This window comes from Rhizorhabdus sp. P4_G5, from assembly GCF_056401065.1.
This window is the reverse complement of sequence record NZ_JBFUKB010000002.1, coordinates 250,788-267,601: the sequence shown is the minus strand read 5'-3', so window position 1 is coordinate 267,601 and position 16,814 is coordinate 250,788. Positions and strand designations below refer to the sequence as shown.

The following is a 16,814-nucleotide window of genomic DNA, read 5'->3' as shown; positions in this document are numbered from 1 at the left end:
AGGGCGCGGATTCCGAAGCTAAGGTTGCGCGGTATTGGAGGTCTCGTTGTTCAAAGGTCTGCGGCCGATCCTTTATGGTGGGCGCGAAGTCTGGCCCCTGATCGAGGGCGGCAAGGGTGTTTCGGCGACCAACCATGCGAGTTCCGGTGCCTGGGCTGCGGCGGGCGGCATCGGCACCGTGTCTGCGGTCAATGCCGACAGCTATGATCCCGAAGGCAAGATCATTCCCCAGGTCTACAAGGCGCTGACCCGGCGCGAGCGCCACGAGGAATTGATCGCCTATGCCATCGACGGCGCGGTAGAGCAGGTCCGTCGTGCCTTCGAGATTGCCGGCGGCAAAGGCGCGATCAACATCAACGTGTTGTGGGAAATGGGCGGCGCCCAGCGCATCCTGCACGGCGTGTTGGAAAGAACCCGCGGCATGGTGGCCGGCGTCACCTGCGGCGCAGGCATGCCGTACAAGCTCAGCGAGATCGCGGCGTCCTATGGCGTCAATTATCTGCCGATCGTATCGTCGGGCCGGGCCTTCAGCGCGCTGTGGAAGCGTGCCTATTCCAAGGCTGCCGAATGGTTGGCCGGCGTCGTATATGAGGATCCCTGGCTGGCGGGCGGCCACAACGGCCTGTCCAACGCCGAAGACCCCAAGGTGCCGCAGGATCCCTATCCGCGCGTCAAGGCACTGCGCGAGACGATGCGCAGCGGTGGCATTTCCGACGATGTGCCGATCATCATGGCCGGCGGCGTCTGGTATCTGCGCGACTGGAACGAGTGGATCGACAATCCTGAGCTCGGCCAGATCGCGTTTCAGTTCGGCACGCGTCCCCTGCTTACCCAGGAAAGCCCGATCCCGCAGGGGTGGAAGGATCACCTGACCAGGATTCAGCCGGGCGATGTGCTGCTGCATCGCTTCTCGCCGACTGGCTTCTACTCGTCGGCCGTGCGCAACCCCTTCCTGCGCAATCTGGAAGCGCGCTCCGAGCGACAGATCGCCTTTTCGATGGAAGCGGCCGGCGATCATCAGTTCCAGCTCGATGTCGGCGTCAAGGGCAAGAGCTTCTGGGTAACGCTGGGCGATCTCGGACGGGCCCGCGAATGGTATGGCCTCGGCTATACCAGCGCGCTTAAGACACCGGACAATACCCTGGTGTTCGTCACCCCCGAGGAAATGAAGACGATCCGCAAGGATCAGGCCGATTGCATGGGCTGCCTCAGCCAGTGCGGCTTCTCAGCCTGGGCCGATACCGAGGGCAACTCGACCGGTCGGCTCGCCGATCCGCGCAGCTTCTGTATCCAGAAGACCCTGCAGGATATCGCTCACGGCGGCCCGATCGACGAGAACCTGATGTTCGCTGGCCACGCCGCCTATAAATTCAAGCAGGACCCCTTTTATTCGAACGGGTTCGTGCCGACGGTGAAGCAGCTGGTCGACCGGATTTTGACGGGGGATTGAGCCGCCAATCTACGATCCGCTTCCCACGAAGGCAAGAATCATAACCGATGGACAAGCCCGTTTCGTCGAAACGTGGCGACACGGTTTTACGCTGCTGCGACTGCTCCGTTTCGGATCAACTACCGCCATGGGCTCAGAAAGGGATTGCAATGTAGGATCTTATTCGTTCACTTTATGTTCTTGCGAGATAAGGTGAGTCGATCGACCAAAGATCCGAACTATGATCGCTATGCACCGCAATGGTGAACAAAGGTCAGGTCGCCGTGCCTTCCGGTCGGAAAGAGCGGGGCGCCTATCTGGTGAGGAAGCCATCGGAACTGCCTTGGTCGGATCGGCTCAGACTCGGTCGGACGAAGTCCGGCGAGGACGAGCCATTTTTGGACGTCCCCGTTCAGGACTCCTATTTTTCCGTTCCGGCTGTGAATGCGAAAACGGGCTCGACTGCCACGGCGGATACGTTGAATTTCGGTAACAAGATGTACTGGCCAAGAGGAACGTTGGCCATCACTCACGGTCATATAGACTCCGGGCCATATCGCAGCGATGGCATGGTCGACGAGGTTAATCCAGATGAGGATCTGCCCTATGGCGATTCCGTCTCGTTGGCCATCGAAACGCCTATGCCTCAAGCAACGGTTTATAAGGGGCAGGTAGGCTGGCATTTCATTGAAAATGGGCGGCTTAAATTCATGTATCCGGTAGGAGCGGATGGTGTAGATCGGAGACAGCTAGGATTGCTCCAAGATCATCTTGATAAGGCTCAAACCCGGTATCAGCGGAGGCCGAAATGAGGTGGGTGATCCTCCTGCTCCCGATGTTCCTTTGCTTGATGCCGGCAACCGCTTACGCCGAGAAGCAGCATCTAGATGCGCCCTGCACCGCCGCCAACGCACGGCCAACATCCATCGCCGAGGCCTCGCGGGGCGGGAAGCGGCGCGAGGGCAGGTGTGTACGGATTACCGGAATCGTCGATTTCTGGACGGTGTATGGCGGCGTGGGCGACATCTACCGCGCTACCAAGGTGTGGGGCAATCATGATCCCCAGGCCCGGCGGGCGGCGCGTATTGGGATCGGGGTGTTTCCGGCAGCCATCGATGGAGCGGAAAAGGGATGGCCGTGGACTGCTGCCGCTCCGCACCGGATAACGCTCATTGGCCGATTGCACGAATGCGGTCGTGATCCGGAGACGGGAGAACCCTATGTTGGATTTTTCATGGAACTGAACTGGTGCCATCACAATGGTGGCACGATCATAGAGCCTGCTGCGATTCTGGCCGATGACCCCGTTGGTCTTATACGCATGACCGGCAGACGTGCGTGGCGTCAATATGGGGATATCGTGCCCGCTAAGAAGGGCGGGTCTTTGGAGGCTAATGCACTGGAATATATTTACCGGATGTTCCTTGCGGCTCACCGGGGGGACCGGCGAGCGATGCTGGACCTTAATGATTTCCAGGGCGTCAAATTGTCGCCAAACGGAAAGGAACTGTCTGAAAACCTCGAAGAGAAGCCTTGGCTTTCAGAGGCTCAGGATGTCCTCGATCTCTGGTTTGGAGATTCCGATTTAGTAATTTCGCGAGTTGCTCGAAGTGCCGTCCCCCCTGCCGTCCGAATTTTCCAATCGCGATGGAAAGGGGGATATAAGGAAGGTCCATGGGCCTGCTGGACATTGGCCTCCCTAGCCGAAAGCGATTGGCCGATCAGCAGTGTCGATACCGGGAATATCGCTGGACGGCCCTATGCCTGTGTCGAGTTGACGACTGAATTATATCAACCAGACGAAATTTTGACCGCAGCTTCTCGCCGAGGCTGGAAACTAAAAGAAGCTGCCAATTGATTATAATCCAATCAACTGAATAACGGCAAGTCCAGTTCAGGACGGGTCCATGAGCCAGGGCAGGTGAGATCTGACGATTCAGGAGCTCGAAAATGCCTGACCTACGCGTAACCTTTCCGAACCCGTGCCATGAAAAATGGGACAATATGATACCGACTGGGTGTCATCGAATCTGCGCACATGCGACAAAATCATCCATGATCTTTCCCAATATGATGTTACCGAGGTCCAGAAGTTATTGCAGGACGAGCCGGATAGCTGCGTTCGCGCCAGCGTGGATGCGTTCGGCGTGGTTGCCACCAAGCCGGAACGCGATGGCAGTATTCGCTGAATGATAGCCATTGCCGGTGCTTCGGCTGGCCTGCTGATAAGCCCACGAGCACTCGCGCACGAAAAGCGCGTCAATGGTTCTATCGTCGGCACTGTTGAAATAGCCGCCTCAAAAACAACAGTGACGGCAACGGCAATTCGTATCGAACCAAAACCAAATCAAATGGTCGTTTTAAGATAAAAAATCTGCCTCCCGGTACATATGCAATCGAGTTTTCTTCAGATTGTGACGGGATATGGAGCGTCAAAGATATCATCGTAGAGGATAGAGAAGTCAACCTGACGAGCGCGCCAGATGATGACCAGCGCTGCATCGTCGTCGGGCTGCTCGAAATAATCGAAAGTGAGGGGTGAACTGGAAATGGTGGTCTATGACGCATGAGCTGCCATGCGGGCCGATAAGCAGGCGAGCATTCTAAACATCATCGGGAAGTAATGTGCAGGCGTCGGTACATCACGATACCAAAAAATGTGACGAGGATTTGTCCGACATCGGCGGCGAAGGGCGGGCGGTTCAGAACTCTCACGGCTACGACTACAGGAAGGTTAATCTACCGAGGCGATAGAGTTATCCTTTCGGCCGGCCAAGAAGCCTTGCCGTTGGAATCCTGTTCCGCCGCGCTAACCTCGCTGCCATGAAGACCGCACTCGTCATCCGCCACACCCCTTATGAAGGCATTGCCGGCTTCCGCGCGCCCGTCGAGGAGGCTGGGTTCGTTATCGACCGGGTCGACGTCACCGACCCCGCTTTCCCCCATATCGATTTCGACGAGCCCGATCTTGTCGTGATGATGGGCGGCCCCATGGGCGTCTATGAGACAGCGCAGCATCCCTGGATCGCCTGCGAGATCGCGCGGCTGGCGCGGCGAATCATGCTCGACAGGCCGACGCTGGGCGTCTGCCTGGGTAGCCAGATGATCGCGGCCGCCATGGGATCGAGGGTCTATCCCGGTCCGGTAAAGGAAGTCGGCTTCGCACCGGTGAAGATCAGCCCGGCGGGGCTCGGCTCGTCGCTCCGCCATATCGAGGATGTGCCGGTGCTGCACTGGCATGGCGATACTTTCGATCTCCCGCCAGGCGTCGAGCTGCTCGCGTCCACCGACCGATATTCGCATCAGGCTTTTCGTCGCGGCAACAATCTGCTCGCGCTCCAGTGCCATCCCGAGATGGGCGAGGACCCTCGCTTCGAGGCGTGGCTGGAAGGCGAGTCCTATATTGCCGAAGCAGGGCTCACCGCGGCCGAATTGCGCGCGCAGCATGATCGTTTGGGCCCCGCTGCTGTTGCGGCCGGGCGGAAGATGATCGCGGACTGGCTTGACCGGATCGAGCCTTGATCGGCTAACTTCCCTGCGGCGCAAATAGTGGCTAGCATGATCCGAGAGGGGAGCGCTGCTTATGGATTGGTCGGAAGAGGTCCGCGCCGGATCAGTCGTGGCGGCGCCCGCTGGCAAGGTCGACGAAAGCACCGCCGCAGCTTTCGGCGCCGGCCTCGAAGCAGCGGTTGAGCGTGCGGCGGCGGCTTCAGCCAGACTGGTGATCGACTGCAGTGGTATCAGCTACATGTCGTCGCGCGGCCTGCGCGCGCTGACCTTGGCCAAGCGGAAGGCCGATGGCGCCGGGGTCAAGATCCTGCTCGCCGCGCCGAACGACATCGTCCGCGAAATTCTTGCGATCAGCCGCTACGACAAACTGTTCGGCGTGACCGATACGGTCGCCGCCGCCGTGTCGGCGTGATGGTCGGCTGCGGGGAGAGACGTCGATGCGCGTGAAGTTCTGGGGAACGCGGGGGTCGATCGCCGTCGCGCAGCCTGCCAGCGCGATCAGGACCAAGATCGCGCGCGCGCTGGTCGCCGCCGGGGGGCGGACGTTCGTCGATGAGAGCGATGCGGGCGTCTTCGTCGACACGGAACTCGATTTCGCCACGGGCGCAACCTATGGCGGCGCCACCACCTGCATCGAGATTGAGGCCGGCGACGGCTCGTTCATCGTCTGCGACATGGGATCTGGCGTGCGCGAGTTCGGCATCAGCGCCTTCGGCCGCTGCGCTGCCGGGCATGAGCGCGTCTATAATTTCTTCATGTCGCATCTCCATTGGGATCATATCTGCGGCTTCCCCTTCTTCGGGCCGGCGTTCGATCCCAATGCGCGGATCATCGTCCATTCTGGCCATGAGGATGCCGAGCAGGCGCTGCGCCGGCAGCAGGAGGAGATCAGCTTCCCGGTCGCCTTCGACTGGCTGCGCGCGAAGATTGAGTTCGTGACGCTCAGGGCGGGCGAGACGTACAGGATCGGCGGTGTCGACGTGGAGGTGATGGAGCAGCATCACTCGCACAAGAGCTACGGCTATCGCTTCGCCGACGATGACGGCAAAAGCGCGATCTTCTCGACGGACAGCGAACACAAGATCGAGAGCATGGAGGGCGAGGCGGATGTTGCCCATTTCTTTCGCGCCGCCGACCTTGTCATCTGCGACACGATGTACTCGCTCGCCGATGCGGTCTCGATGAAGGAGGATTGGGGCCATAGCTCGAACATCGTCGCGATCGACCTGTGCCACGAGGCTGGCGCGAAGCGGCTGGCGCTGTTCCACCATGAGCCGATCTACAGCGATGACGACATCCAGCGGATGCATCGGGAGAGCATCCGCTACGAGGAACTGACCCGGCGCGAGCAGCCGCTCGAAGTGCTGTGCGCCTATGACGGCCTCGAACTGGAGCTCTAGCTCCGGCCGCCGGATCTGGCTGGCGGGGATGGCCGGGCTGGTGCTGGCGGCGGTCGTCAGCGCCTGGGCGGGCGAGGCGATGCGGCGGCCGCTGTTCGACCTTTGGCAACGCCTCGCGCCGCGCGACCTGAGCGGCACCAAGGTTCACGTCGTGCTGATCGACGCCGACAGCATCGCCGCCGTCGGTCCCTGGCCTTGGCCGCGCTATCATATGGCGCGGCTTACCGAGGAGATCGCGGCGCGACGTCCCAAGGCGATCGGCTTCGACATGCTGTTCCCCGAGCCCGATCGCGTCCGCCCCGATATCTTCGCGGCGCTCTATCCGGAGCTAAGCCCATCCGCCGCGGCGGAAGTCCACGCGTTGCCGCCGATGGACCGGCTTTGGGGGCAGGTGATCGGACGTGCGCCGGTCGCGCTGGCACGCGCCGGCGTGCAGTCCGGCGGGAGCGATCCTGCGCAGTTGATCGTCGACGCCTCCATTACCGGCAAGCTGCCGCCCGCGCTGGCCGAGGCGCCACGGGCGATCGCAAATATTCCCGAACTGGAGCAGGCTGCGCTCGGCCATGGCCTGCTGAACGGCCAGCCCGACAGCGACGGCGTGGTGCGGCAACTGCCGATGCTGATGCGCCTTGGTGGTCGGCCGATGCCCAGCCTCTCGCTCGAGCTGGCCCGGATCGGGCTCGGCGAGGACGTGGTCACGGCCGGGCCAGCGTCGCTGACGCTTGGCAAGCAGAATGTACCGGTCGATGCCCAAGGCAGGATGCTGCTCCATTTCGGCAACGTCCCAACGGGTCGAATAAGTTCGGCTGCGGATGTGCTGCGGCAGGATTTTCCGGCCGATGCCTTTGCGGGAGAGATCGTCGTGGTCGGCCTCGCGGCCGAAGGAACCGTGGACATCGTGTCCACGCCGCTGGCCGCCGAAGCCTATGGGCCGCTGGTGCAGGCGCAGGCGATCGATGCGATCCTGCGGGGTGGGTGGCTGGAGCGGCCGCGCTGGATGGCACCGGCGGAGTGGGCTGCCGGCCTGCTGCTCGCGCTGTCGATCCTGCTGGTTGCGCGCCGCCGCCGGAGGCTGCTCCTGATTCCGGCGGTGCTTGCGGCTACGATCCCGGCATCAGGCTGGCTGGCCTTTACCCTGGCGTCACTGCTGTTCGATCCGCTGCGGCCGTTGCTGCTCGGCGGTGCCACCGCCGCGGCGGTGGCGGGTGCCCTATTCGTGGAAGCCCGCCGCGAGCGCGAGCGGCTGCGCGATACGCTCACGGTCGAGCGGATCGCCACGGCGGCGATCGAAGGCGAGTTGCACGCGGCCAGGAGCATCCAGCTCGGCATGGTGCCGCCCCGCTCCGACCTCGCCAGCTTCGATCCTCGCCTGGATGTCGACGCATTGCTCGAACCGGCAAAGTCGATCGGCGGCGATCTCTACGACGTCATCCGGCTCGATGCCGATCGTGTCGCTTTCCTGGTCGGCGACGTCACCGGCAAGGGAGTGCCCGCGGCACTGTTCATGGCCTTGTCCAAGGCGCTGGCGAAGAGCGTGGTGCTGCGTGGCGTCCCCAGCCTCGCCGAGGCCGCCTTCATTCTCAACGAAGAACTGATGCGGGACAACAGCGAGTCGATGAACGTGACGATGCTGATCGGCATCATCGATCTCGCCACCGGCGAACTGGTGCTGATGAGCGCCGGCCATGAAAACCCTTTGCATGTCGCTGTCGATGGCCGCGTGGCAGACCACAAGCTCGACGGGGGGCCACCCTTCTGCATCGTCGAATTCCCCTATCCGGACGAGCCGATGAAACTGCTGCCGGGAGAGACTCTGGTGCTGATCTCCGACGGGGTGAGCGAGGCGCTGAATGCGGACGACGACCTGTTCGGCCATAGCCGGCTGCTGGCGGCGATCGAGGGGCAGGGCAGTGCTACCGCCATATGCGAGTCGATATGCACGGCGGTGCGTGCATTCGAGGACGGCACCGATCCGACGGATGATCTGACGGTAATGGCGGTGCGGTACCTGGGCTCCCAACCCCGCGATCGCTAGCGGACGATGACCACTACGCGGCGGTTGGCAGGGTTGGCCACGCCGTCCGCGGTCGGCTCGCGCAGTTCGCGTTCGCCACGGCCGACTGCGCTCATCATGGCTTTGGCGATACCCTGCTCCGCCAGTGCGCCCAGGACTTCCTCGGCGCGGCGTTGCGAGAGCACGTCGTTGTCCTCGTCGCTGCCGACGGTGTCGGTATAGCCGGTGACCTGCACCTCGGCGCCCGGGCGTTCTGCTATTTCAGTCTTGAGGAAGTCCAGGCCCGGTTGCGAATCCGGGGTGATCTGGGTTGTCCCCTCCTTGAAATAGAGGGTCAGGCGCACCGGCGGCGGCGGCAGATCGGACAGCAGCGAGCGCTGGCGGGCGGTCAGCCGGGACGGGTCGATCGCGCGGGTGCGCGGCTTGCCCGACAGGCTGGTCCTGCTGTTGAGCTCGCTGACGACCGTCTCGGCCGGCTTGCCATTTTCCTCGATCACCGCGACCGCGCCGGGGCGACCTTCCTCGCCGGGGAGCAGGGTCAGCGACGGAGTCGCGCAGCCTGCGAGCAGGCTCGCGAACAGCAGCGGCGAAAGGGCGGGCCGCGTCATTTCGGCACCTCCACGATGAAGCGCGTGCCGCGGACACCCAGCAGCGAGGTCGGTGTCCGCACCTTCATCGCGTCCTGCCTGCTATGGGCGATCTGGCCCGACACGACTGCCAGCGAGCCGCGATTGACCTTGGTGACGAAGGTGCCGGCCTGGGTGGTGCGGTTATAGTCGAACTGGTCGATCGAGATCCTGCTGTTCGGGCCGACCGAGAAGCGGGTGTCGTCGATGAAGGTGAGGCTCATCTGCCCGTCCTTGCCGGTGACGAGCGTATCGCCGGCGAGCAGCTGGAAGCCCGGCCCGGGTGCGAGCTTCGCCTTGCCGCGCTCGACCAGAGCGGTGCCGACGCTGCGCTTGACGCGGGCGATCTCCCCCCATGCCGGCTGGGTGGCGACGGCCACGCCCAGCAACGCCAAAATCACGCTGCGCATCATTCTCGCATCCCCATAGCCCTGGAGACGTGACATAGCGCAAAGATGGGCGCGGGTGACTCGAAATCGCTGTCGGTAACAATCTGTTGCAATGGCGTCGATGCCGTTCACCGGACCGTCTCCGGCGCGCAGGCGTTCAGTAAGGATTGCGGGCTTCAAGAGGAGCCGGCGGCGCGGCTCGCGATTATCGTCGAAGAGCTGGTGTTCAACCTGGTCGAGCATGGCGGCGTCGGCGAGCAGGGTGTGATCGAGCTTGTGCTCACGCATCAGGACGGCGTGATTTCCATCGCGTTGAGCGACACTGGCATGGCATTCGACCTGCGGGATGCGCGATCCGGGGAGGCGATTCCCGAACGCGGCGGTGGGGCGGGCATAGACCTGGTGCGGGCGTGGGCGGATATCGTCGACTATGGATCGCAGGGCGGACGGAACCGGCTGATCCTGAAGATGAGGCTCTGAATTTACCTTCAAAGCACCATTTCTATAAAGGCGCCGGCGTCGCGCCGCCTGGTCGTGATCCTGCCGGCGCTGCTGATCGCGATCACCATGATCGGGCACATGCATTCCGCGCCGCGCGCCAACCCAATTCACGCGCTGCACTATGAGTGAGTCCGAAGAGGACCAGATCGGGGTAGCCCTTCCGCTCGCCCCCTCGTCCCGCTATGGCAGGCGCAGTCCTGTCCCCGGGGAATGCCCTTGCTCCTGCCTGTCCTGGCCATTGCGGCCCAAGCGATCCATTTCAATGATCTGCATCTCGATCCGATCGCCCTCGATCTCGGCTTCCTCCAGATTCACTGGTATTCGCTGGCCTATATCGCGGGCATCCTGCTGGGCTGGTATTATCTGACCAAGCTGATCGCGCAGCCTAACGCGCCGATGGCGAAGCGCCATGCCGACGACTTCGTATTCTATGCGACGGTCGGGATCCTGGTCGGCGGAAGGCTGGCCTATGTGCTATTCTACCAGCCCGATATACTGCGCAACCCGCTGGACATCCTGAAGCTGTGGCAGGGCGGGATGTCGTTCCACGGAGGCGCGCTGGGCGTGTCGGCCGGTATAATCTACATGGCGCGCAAGAACGGTCTGAGCTGGTTGCGCATCCATGATTATATCGCCTGCTGCGCGCCTTTTGGGCTTTTCTTCGGCCGGCTGGCCAACTTCGTCAACGGCGAACTGTGGGGCCGTCCCACCAATGTTCCCTGGGGCGTGATCTTCCCCAACGCGCCCGACGGCCTGGCGCGGCATCCCAGTCAGCTCTACGAGGCGGGCCTCGAAGGGTTGCTGCTGGGTCTGGTGCTGGCCTTCTTCTTCTGGCGGACCAATGCACGCAACCAGCCAGGCAGGCTCGTCGGTATATTCCTGCTGGGCTATGGGCTCAGCCGCTTCATCGTCGAATATTTTCGTGAGCCCGACGTTCAGCTCGGCACGCTGAGCTGGGGGCTGACGATGGGCCAGACGCTGACCCTGCCGATGGTGATCGGTGGCCTCTATCTGGTCGCGACGGGGCCGCGTCGGGCGGCGGTCTCAGCCGGGTAATGCATTGCTAACCAAGAAGGGCTACGCTCCGGTGCAATGTCACGTCGTTGATCGAGAGATATGCAGACACCCACGGAGCTGGCCGCAGCGCTGATCCGCAGGATCGAAGAACAGGGTCCGATCCCCGTCGCCGACTATATGGAGGCGGCGAACGGGTGCTACTATGCTTCGCACGATCCGTTCGGGGTGAGGGGCGATTTCATCACATCCCCCGAGATCAGCCAGATGTTCGGTGAGCTCATCGGCCTGTGGTTTGCCGATCTCTGGAGCCGTTCGCGCCAGCCCGTCGTGCATTATGTCGAGCTTGGGCCGGGGCGCGGAACCCTTGCGGCCGACGCCATGAGGGCGATGGCGGCGCAGGGCTGGCAGCCGCAGGTCCATTTCGTCGAGACCAGCCCGGTGCTGCGCAAGCTCCAGAAGGAACGCCTGCCCGACGCCACCTGGCATGACGGGATCGAGACGCTGCCGACGGACGCGCCGCTGATCATCATCGCGAACGAGTTTTTCGATGCGCTCCCCTATCGCCAGTTCGTCAAGACCTACACGGGCTGGCGGGAGCGGATGGTCGGATATGACATCGACGGATTCAAATCGGTTCCAGGCGACCAGCCGACCGACGATTTGGTACCCGAGCATCTCCACGACGCGGTGGCCGGCAGCATCTACGAGACGTCACCGGCCGGTCTCGCCATCGCACGGATTCTCGCCGGCCGGATCGTGCGCCAGGGCGGGGCGATGCTGGCGATCGACTATGGCCATGAGAATTACGATGCCGGCGATACGCTGCAGGCGCTCAACGCCCATGCCTATGCCGATGTCTTCAGCAACCCCGGCGCCAACGACCTCACCGCCCATGTCGATTTCACCGCACTGGGCCGCGCTGCCAAGCTCGCCGGCGCGCGGATCGAGGGGCCGGTCTCGCAAAGCTATTTCCTGGGAACGCTCGGTATCGCCGCGCGCGCCGCGGCGCTTGGGCGGCACCATCCGGATCGGGTCGAGGAAATCGCCGCGGCTTATCGTCGCCTGACGGACGAGGATGAGATGGGTACATTGTTTCGGGCAATGGCGGTTGTCAGCTCCAAATGGCCCAAATCGGCAGGGTTCGACATGACAGTTTAGCGTCGGGAACGACTCTGGGCTTGAGATTCTGGCGTTAGGCGCTAGGGGAGGTGCCAATAAGCCTTTGGCGAGATCGCGGTAGGTTCCGCAGGATATGCCCCCGGTGCCTGCGACAGGACCATATGAATGACCGAAGCCGTAATCGTAATCGACGCCGCTAGCGCGACGGTCGAAAAACGCAATATCGCATTTAGCGCGCTCGTCGATGACAACGAGCGCAAATTCGCCGTCAGCATCGCAGACTTCCAGAATTTCGGCGTCGAGAATGCCAAGGCCGATCCGGTCGGGTCTGTTTCGGTGATCTCGGCCAATCTTTCTGCGCTCATCCAGATCAAGGCGCGCAAGAACGAACTTCTTCCGACCACCAGGCTCGCGCCGCTCTAAACCGTCCCGAAGGGGAGATCATGACGAACATCGACCTGTATCGTGCCAATGCGGCAGCGCAGCGCCTTGCCGCCGCGAATACCAACCTGCCCAACCGCCGCGCGATGCACGAGCGCTCGGCGGAAAGCTGGGAAGCCATGGCAGCAAGCGCTGCCGATACGATCGCCCGTGCGACCGTCAATGAAGCCGCGAAGGCGAGCGGCGCGACACGCTAGGCGCGCCTGAGCCGTACATGCGTGGCGTCGCGGCAGCGGTCTGCCGACCGCGTGTCGCGCCATCGATTGGAGAAAATCTATGTCCCGCATACCCGTCAAGCCGTTCCTCATCACCAAGGACGAGAACGGATTGTTCCGCCTTACCGTGCGCGTGACGCGCTACAACATGTATAACTATCCGCTCGTCACGGCGACGATGCAGGACGAAACCTTCAAGACCATGGCGGCAGCCCGCGCTTTCGCGCGTGAGCAGTTCAACGCCGAAGCCGGCCAATACGCGACCAAATAGAGGCCGGCGATCGGGAAGCGCCCACCGCGACCCGGCGATGGGCGCATCACTAGGCCGACCGCTCAGCCGACGCTGAGCCTGCTGCCGCCGCGTGGAGCCGCGAGTAGTGCGTCCTTGGCTGAATTCGCGTCACGGCCAACGCAGCCTTTGCATCAGGGCGGCGAGTTCCGCCTCATAGCGCACGGCAGTAGGCGCGGTCGTGCGATAGGCAATCAGCCACTTGCCACCGACATAGCAGAAAAGATCCGCCTCCGACCTGAGCGGTTGTTCCTTGCCCCGAAAAGCGCTGCTGAAGCCGAACACGGCACGGCGGCCGGCATGGGCAAAACTGCCGGGAGCCGGTGAGGTCGTCCTACCTTCTTCGATCAGGACCGCTCCGGGATGTGACTGGACTATACCGGCCTTTATGTCCTCGAAATGGTCCGCACATAATTTGTCCTGCACCGCATCGATCTCCGCCGCACGCGTCTCAGCGGGCACTTCGGGTGCGGGATAGACATAAATCGTCATCACCGTTTCCCGCCCTGGCGTCATGGTCTGGTAGCCGGCGCTGACGTCGGTCGCCGCGACGTCATATTCGATCAGGCCGGTGCGCTGATAATCCCCCGCCGCTGCCGGGAAGATGAAACCGCTGCCACGATGAACATAGGCGTCCTGGCGCTCGATCATTAGCGGGCCCTCGGCGAGGATGACGCGTGGGGCGACCAGCGTCGCTAATATGGGGATGAAGGTAGCCATCGATCGCGTGATCATCCTAACCCTCGCTGTCGGGGATGCAGGGGGCAGGCCGGCTCGGCTTGCGGATGACGCGGGTGGTGGCGAACTCGGCAGGGGTCAGCGTGGCCGACTTGTCGCTGTCGGCACCGGAGAACTTGGTGGCGGTGACGATTGCCCATTCCTCGAAGCCGAGCTTGCCGTCGCCATTGGTGTCGAGCTTGGCATAGGCCTTGCGCCTCGATGCGAGATATTCCTCGCGCGTGATCTTGAGATCGCGGTCCTTGTCATAGCGCTGGAAGCGCTTCTCTTCGCGGGTCTTCTCGGTTGCCGCGGGCGGTTCGATCGGTGCCGCCGGCGCCGCTATTGTCACCGCCCTGGCAGGCGGTGGCGCCAAGGGCGGGCTCGCGCCGAGCGTCTGCCACATGATCAGCCCGCCACCGCCGAGCAGCAGCGCGCCCACCGCGCCTGCCAGATATCGCCACATCCGGTTTCTCCCCCCAATGAAGGGGGACAGCCTAGCGCCCCGTCATCCGGTAGGCGAGGGCCCGAAACAACCGATTTGGTGCGCCCTGCCGCCGGAGCCGTTCGGCCGGCAGGGCGGCATCTTGGCGCGCCAGCACGACCAGGAGGCCGAGCGGCTTGAGCATCGCCGGCCAGCGGGCGATATCCACCCCGTCGAGCCGCTCGGCCGCGCGCATCCTCGCGAACCGGCGTGCTTCCGTATCGCGCAGACGATGACCCAGATCCGCAAGCGCCCATCCTTCGCCGGCCCGCGCGACATCCTCGGGAGCCGCCCCCAGCAGCGCGGCGGATAGCGCGAACAAGGGACCGCCGCGCCCCGTGGCATGCGCTTCGAGCTCGGTCTCTCCGGGTTCTGGCGCATCAAGCAGGGCCGACCAGCCTTCCTCGATCGCGCTCAACCTTGCGCCAGTCACCCCGGTCGGGAGCAGTGTCGCCGCGATCGCGCCGAGCAGTGGCTCCGCAGGCACGACCGAATTCGCGTCATCGAGTCCGGCCAGCGCATCGCGCCACCAGACCAGCCGCAGCGCGCCGATCATAGGTTCGCGGGCAGAGGCGACGATCGCCGCCATCTTCTCGTCAAGCTGCCACAGCAGCGTCAGCGCGGCGCGACTGGCCCGTGGCGCATAGCTCAGGGCCAGCTGCCGTTCAGGGTCCGCGAGAACGGTACGATCAGGCAGTCTGATAGACGACGCCGTCCAGATGGCGCTGCAGGCAATCGATCAGAGCGGTGCGCGTGAAGGGCTTCCGCAGCAACTCGAATTGCGCGCCGTAGCCCGCGGCGAGTTCTTCGCTGAACCCGCTGACCAGCACCACCGGGAGCTCGGGCCAGCGTCGGTTCAGCCGGCGCGCCAACTGAACGCCGCTGAGCCCGGGCATCACCACATCGGTCAGGACGATGTCGAAAGGCTGCTCGCCTTCGCCGCTGACATGCAGCGCCTCCTCGGCGGACGAGGCCTGGGTGATTTCAAGGCCAATTTCCTCGAGCATCATGCAGGTCAGTTCGGCGATCTGAACGTTGTCCTCAACGTAGAGAAGACGACCCGACAGGACGTCGCCTGACTTCCAGGATGGATGATGCGGGGTGGAAGATGTCAATCTGCCCGGCATGGTTCTCTCCCGAGTCTCCTCGACTCGGGCCAACCCTAACATATTTTGACATCTATCCTCTCCGCAATATTCCGTAGCGGCACACTTTACCGTGGTTAATCCCGATATGTCACCGACTTGGCTGCGGCGACGACATCGGAAACCTTGAGCAAGGCCGCCTTTTCGAGATTTGCCGCATAAGGCATCGGCACATCCTCGTTGGTCACACGGCGGACCGGCGCATCGAGGTCATCGAACGCTTCCTCCATCGCGATCGCAATGATCTCCGACGCGATCGAACAGACCGGCCAGCCTTCCTCGACGATTACCATTCGGTTTGTCTTCTTCAGGCTTGCCAGCACGGTTGCCTTGTCGAGCGGGCGGAGAGTGCGCAGGTCTATCACCTCGGCATCGATCCCTTCGGCTTCGAGCTGCTTGGCGGCTTCGAGCGACACGCCGACCCCAATCGAATAACTGACGATCGTCACATCCTTGCCAGGGCGGCAGATCCGCGCCTTGCCGATCGGCAGCACATAATCGTCCAGCTTCGGTATCTCGAAGCTCTGGCCATAGAGCAGCTCGTTTTCGAGGAAAACGACCGGATCCGGGCAGCGTATTGCTGCCTTCAGGAGACCCTTGGCATCGGCTGCCGAATAGGGTGCGATGACGATCAGGCCCGGCACGCTCGCATACCAGGGCGCGTAATTCTGGCTGTGCTGCGCGCCGACGCGGGCCGCGGCGCCATTGGGGCCGCGGAACACCACCGGGCAGCGCATCTGCCCTCCCGACATATAGTTGGTCTTCGCTGCCGAATTGATGATGTGATCAATCGCCTGCATCGCGAAGTTGAACGTCATGAACTCGATGATTGGTTTCAGCCCGCCCATCGCGGCACCGGTGCCGATGCCGGCAAAGCCATATTCGGTAATCGGCGTGTCGATAACGCGCCTGTCGCCAAACTCGTCGAGCAGACCCTGGGTGACCTTGTAGGCGCCCTGATATTGCGCAACTTCCTCGCCCATGACGAAGACGTCGCCGTCCCGGCGCATCTCTTCGGCCATCGCGTCGCGCAGCGCCTCCCGCAGCGTGATCTTGACCAGTTCGGTGCCAGCCGGAACCTCGGGATCGTCGCGCGTATCGGCGACGGCGGCAACAAGATCGCGGGCGCCGGTTTCCATCTGGTGCGGGGTGGCGGATTCGGCCACCTGCGGCTGGCCCCCGTCCTTCGGCTGTTCCTTGGGCTGCGCACCGGCTGCCTCGCCGTCGCGTTCGTTCTTGGGGGATGGCGCCTTCCTGGCGGTCGCGGCGTCCTCGCCCTCTTCGGCGATCCGGGCGATCACCGTACCCACCTTCACGCCCTCGCTGCCTTCCGGCACGACGATCTGCGCCATTGTGCCCTCGTCGACCGCCTCGAACTCCATCGTGGCCTTGTCGGTCTCGATCTCGGCGAGGATGTCGCCCGATTTCACGACATCGCCTTCCTTGACGAGCCACTTCGTAAGTGTGCCCTCCTCCATCGTAGGGGAAAGTGCGGGCATTTTCAGATCGACAGCCATC

22 protein-coding genes are annotated in these 16,814 nt (G+C 63.0%); 15 read left to right on the top strand and 7 right to left on the bottom strand.

Annotated features, from left to right (window positions below):
* Positions 1-46 precede the first annotated feature (46 nt).
* From AC1DQK_RS03605 to AC1DQK_RS03565, 9 genes are all read left to right on the top strand, one after another.
* Positions 47-1,450: an NAD(P)H-dependent flavin oxidoreductase gene (locus AC1DQK_RS03605; protein ID WP_477867479.1), complete on the top strand. Its 1,404-nt coding sequence runs from the start codon at positions 47-49 to the stop codon at positions 1,448-1,450.
* Positions 1,451-1,689: 239 nt separating this feature from the next.
* Positions 1,690-2,241 (top strand): hypothetical protein, encoded by a 552-nt coding sequence (locus AC1DQK_RS03600; protein ID WP_477867477.1) that lies wholly within the window; start codon positions 1,690-1,692, stop codon positions 2,239-2,241.
* A 5-nt stretch (positions 2,242-2,246) separates the two neighbouring features.
* Positions 2,247-3,287 (top strand): hypothetical protein, encoded by a 1,041-nt coding sequence (locus AC1DQK_RS03595; RefSeq protein WP_477867475.1) that lies wholly within the window; start codon positions 2,247-2,249, stop codon positions 3,285-3,287.
* A gap of 136 nt (positions 3,288-3,423) precedes the next feature.
* A complete protein-coding gene (locus AC1DQK_RS03590; protein WP_477867473.1) occupies positions 3,424-3,618 on the top strand; it encodes a hypothetical protein in 195 nt (64 codons plus the stop codon).
* Positions 3,619-3,798 carry a hypothetical protein gene (locus tag AC1DQK_RS03585; protein WP_477867471.1) on the top strand — a complete coding sequence of 60 codons (180 nt, stop codon included), beginning with the start codon at positions 3,619-3,621 and terminating at the stop codon, positions 3,796-3,798.
* Between the two features lie 454 nt (positions 3,799-4,252).
* A complete protein-coding gene (locus tag AC1DQK_RS03580; RefSeq protein WP_477867469.1) occupies positions 4,253-4,951 on the top strand; it encodes a glutamine amidotransferase in 699 nt (232 codons plus the stop codon).
* Positions 4,952-5,012: 61 nt separating this feature from the next.
* Positions 5,013-5,351 (top strand): STAS domain-containing protein, encoded by a 339-nt coding sequence (locus tag AC1DQK_RS03575; protein ID WP_477867467.1) that lies wholly within the window; start codon positions 5,013-5,015, stop codon positions 5,349-5,351.
* Between the two features lie 25 nt (positions 5,352-5,376).
* Positions 5,377-6,339: an MBL fold metallo-hydrolase gene (locus AC1DQK_RS03570; protein ID WP_477867465.1), complete on the top strand. Its 963-nt coding sequence runs from the start codon at positions 5,377-5,379 to the stop codon at positions 6,337-6,339.
* The gene (locus AC1DQK_RS03565) at positions 6,314-8,374 is read left to right on the top strand and encodes a CHASE2 domain-containing protein (protein ID WP_477867463.1); all 2,061 of its coding nucleotides are present in this window, start codon (positions 6,314-6,316) and stop codon (positions 8,372-8,374) included. Before AC1DQK_RS03570 ends, AC1DQK_RS03565 begins: the two co-directional genes overlap by 26 nt.
* Here the strand turns inward: AC1DQK_RS03565 and AC1DQK_RS03560 are convergent.
* Both AC1DQK_RS03560 and AC1DQK_RS03555 read right to left on the bottom strand, forming a co-directional pair.
* Positions 8,371-8,961 carry an OmpA family protein gene (locus AC1DQK_RS03560; RefSeq protein ID WP_477867461.1) on the bottom strand — a complete coding sequence of 197 codons (591 nt, stop codon included), beginning with the start codon at positions 8,959-8,961 and terminating at the stop codon, positions 8,371-8,373. The genes AC1DQK_RS03565 and AC1DQK_RS03560 overlap by 4 nt on opposite strands.
* Positions 8,958-9,392, bottom strand: a complete 435-nt coding sequence (locus AC1DQK_RS03555) for a FecR family protein (RefSeq protein WP_477867459.1) — start codon at positions 9,390-9,392, stop codon at positions 8,958-8,960. Before AC1DQK_RS03555 ends, AC1DQK_RS03560 begins: the two co-directional genes overlap by 4 nt.
* Before the next feature lie 42 nt (positions 9,393-9,434).
* Here AC1DQK_RS03555 and AC1DQK_RS03550 point away from each other — a divergent pair, with 42 nt between their 5' ends.
* The 6 genes from AC1DQK_RS03550 to AC1DQK_RS03525 all read left to right on the top strand — a co-directional run bounded on the left by AC1DQK_RS03550 (position 9,435) and on the right by AC1DQK_RS03525 (position 12,932).
* The gene (locus AC1DQK_RS03550; protein WP_477867457.1) at positions 9,435-9,848 is read left to right on the top strand and encodes an ATP-binding protein; all 414 of its coding nucleotides are present in this window, start codon (positions 9,435-9,437) and stop codon (positions 9,846-9,848) included.
* Between the two features lie 231 nt (positions 9,849-10,079).
* Complete coding sequence (gene lgt, locus AC1DQK_RS03545) at positions 10,080-10,925, top strand: prolipoprotein diacylglyceryl transferase (RefSeq protein ID WP_477867455.1); 846 nt, start codon at positions 10,080-10,082, stop codon at positions 10,923-10,925.
* Positions 10,926-10,985: 60 nt separating this feature from the next.
* Positions 10,986-12,044 carry a class I SAM-dependent methyltransferase gene (locus tag AC1DQK_RS03540; RefSeq protein ID WP_477867453.1) on the top strand — a complete coding sequence of 353 codons (1,059 nt, stop codon included), beginning with the start codon at positions 10,986-10,988 and terminating at the stop codon, positions 12,042-12,044.
* 126 nt (positions 12,045-12,170) lie between these two features.
* Positions 12,171-12,428, top strand: a complete 258-nt coding sequence (locus tag AC1DQK_RS03535) for a hypothetical protein (RefSeq protein WP_340315320.1) — start codon at positions 12,171-12,173, stop codon at positions 12,426-12,428.
* Positions 12,429-12,448: 20 nt separating this feature from the next.
* The gene (locus AC1DQK_RS03530; protein ID WP_340315319.1) at positions 12,449-12,643 is read left to right on the top strand and encodes a hypothetical protein; all 195 of its coding nucleotides are present in this window, start codon (positions 12,449-12,451) and stop codon (positions 12,641-12,643) included.
* A 79-nt stretch (positions 12,644-12,722) separates the two neighbouring features.
* Positions 12,723-12,932: a hypothetical protein gene (locus tag AC1DQK_RS03525; RefSeq protein ID WP_477867451.1), complete on the top strand. Its 210-nt coding sequence runs from the start codon at positions 12,723-12,725 to the stop codon at positions 12,930-12,932.
* Positions 12,933-13,061: 129 nt separating this feature from the next.
* Here the strand turns inward: AC1DQK_RS03525 and AC1DQK_RS03520 are convergent, their stop codons facing one another.
* From AC1DQK_RS03520 to AC1DQK_RS03500, 5 genes are all read right to left on the bottom strand, one after another.
* The gene (locus AC1DQK_RS03520) at positions 13,062-13,670 is read right to left on the bottom strand and encodes a hypothetical protein (RefSeq protein ID WP_477867449.1); all 609 of its coding nucleotides are present in this window, start codon (positions 13,668-13,670) and stop codon (positions 13,062-13,064) included.
* Positions 13,671-13,686: 16 nt separating this feature from the next.
* Entirely contained in the window at positions 13,687-14,133 is a 447-nt protein-coding gene (locus AC1DQK_RS03515; protein WP_477867447.1) for an EF-hand domain-containing protein, read from the bottom strand.
* A gap of 31 nt (positions 14,134-14,164) precedes the next feature.
* Positions 14,165-14,848, bottom strand: a complete 684-nt coding sequence (locus AC1DQK_RS03510) for a squalene/phytoene synthase family protein (protein WP_477867729.1) — start codon at positions 14,846-14,848, stop codon at positions 14,165-14,167.
* A complete protein-coding gene (locus AC1DQK_RS03505) occupies positions 14,841-15,278 on the bottom strand; it encodes a response regulator (RefSeq protein WP_477867445.1) in 438 nt (145 codons plus the stop codon). The genes AC1DQK_RS03510 and AC1DQK_RS03505 overlap by 8 nt, the downstream gene beginning before the upstream one ends.
* 95 nt (positions 15,279-15,373) lie before the next feature.
* Positions 15,374-16,813 carry a pyruvate dehydrogenase complex E1 component subunit beta gene (locus tag AC1DQK_RS03500; RefSeq protein ID WP_477867443.1) on the bottom strand — a complete coding sequence of 480 codons (1,440 nt, stop codon included), beginning with the start codon at positions 16,811-16,813 and terminating at the stop codon, positions 15,374-15,376.
* Position 16,814 lies beyond the last annotated feature (1 nt).

Bases quoted from the DNA above. Each gene is read 5' to 3' on its own strand.
- AC1DQK_RS03590 (WP_477867473.1), top strand. From the start codon at position 3,424: ATGGGACAATATGATACCGACTGGGTGTCATCGAATCTGCGCACATGC.
- AC1DQK_RS03600 (WP_477867477.1), top strand. From the start codon at position 1,690: ATGGTGAACAAAGGTCAGGTCGCCGTGCCTTCCGGTCGGAAAGAGCGG.
- AC1DQK_RS03515 (WP_477867447.1), bottom strand. From the start codon at position 14,133: ATGTGGCGATATCTGGCAGGCGCGGTGGGCGCGCTGCTGCTCGGCGGT.
- AC1DQK_RS03565 (WP_477867463.1), top strand. From the start codon at position 6,314: ATGACGGCCTCGAACTGGAGCTCTAGCTCCGGCCGCCGGATCTGGCTG.
- AC1DQK_RS03560 (WP_477867461.1), bottom strand. From the start codon at position 8,961: ATGACGCGGCCCGCCCTTTCGCCGCTGCTGTTCGCGAGCCTGCTCGCA.
- AC1DQK_RS03540 (WP_477867453.1), top strand. From the start codon at position 10,986: ATGCAGACACCCACGGAGCTGGCCGCAGCGCTGATCCGCAGGATCGAA.
- AC1DQK_RS03530 (WP_340315319.1), top strand. From the start codon at position 12,449: ATGACGAACATCGACCTGTATCGTGCCAATGCGGCAGCGCAGCGCCTT.
- AC1DQK_RS03580 (WP_477867469.1), top strand. From the start codon at position 4,253: ATGAAGACCGCACTCGTCATCCGCCACACCCCTTATGAAGGCATTGCC.
- AC1DQK_RS03520 (WP_477867449.1), bottom strand. From the start codon at position 13,670: ATGGCTACCTTCATCCCCATATTAGCGACGCTGGTCGCCCCACGCGTC.
- lgt (WP_477867455.1), top strand. From the start codon at position 10,080: ATGCCCTTGCTCCTGCCTGTCCTGGCCATTGCGGCCCAAGCGATCCAT.
- AC1DQK_RS03535 (WP_340315320.1), top strand. From the start codon at position 12,171: ATGACCGAAGCCGTAATCGTAATCGACGCCGCTAGCGCGACGGTCGAA.
- AC1DQK_RS03585 (WP_477867471.1), top strand. From the start codon at position 3,619: ATGATAGCCATTGCCGGTGCTTCGGCTGGCCTGCTGATAAGCCCACGA.
- AC1DQK_RS03525 (WP_477867451.1), top strand. From the start codon at position 12,723: ATGTCCCGCATACCCGTCAAGCCGTTCCTCATCACCAAGGACGAGAAC.
- AC1DQK_RS03500 (WP_477867443.1), bottom strand. From the start codon at position 16,813: ATGGCTGTCGATCTGAAAATGCCCGCACTTTCCCCTACGATGGAGGAG.
- AC1DQK_RS03505 (WP_477867445.1), bottom strand. From the start codon at position 15,278: ATGCCGGGCAGATTGACATCTTCCACCCCGCATCATCCATCCTGGAAG.
- AC1DQK_RS03555 (WP_477867459.1), bottom strand. From the start codon at position 9,392: ATGATGCGCAGCGTGATTTTGGCGTTGCTGGGCGTGGCCGTCGCCACC.
- AC1DQK_RS03575 (WP_477867467.1), top strand. From the start codon at position 5,013: ATGGATTGGTCGGAAGAGGTCCGCGCCGGATCAGTCGTGGCGGCGCCC.
- AC1DQK_RS03550 (WP_477867457.1), top strand. From the start codon at position 9,435: ATGGGCGCGGGTGACTCGAAATCGCTGTCGGTAACAATCTGTTGCAAT.
- AC1DQK_RS03570 (WP_477867465.1), top strand. From the start codon at position 5,377: ATGCGCGTGAAGTTCTGGGGAACGCGGGGGTCGATCGCCGTCGCGCAG.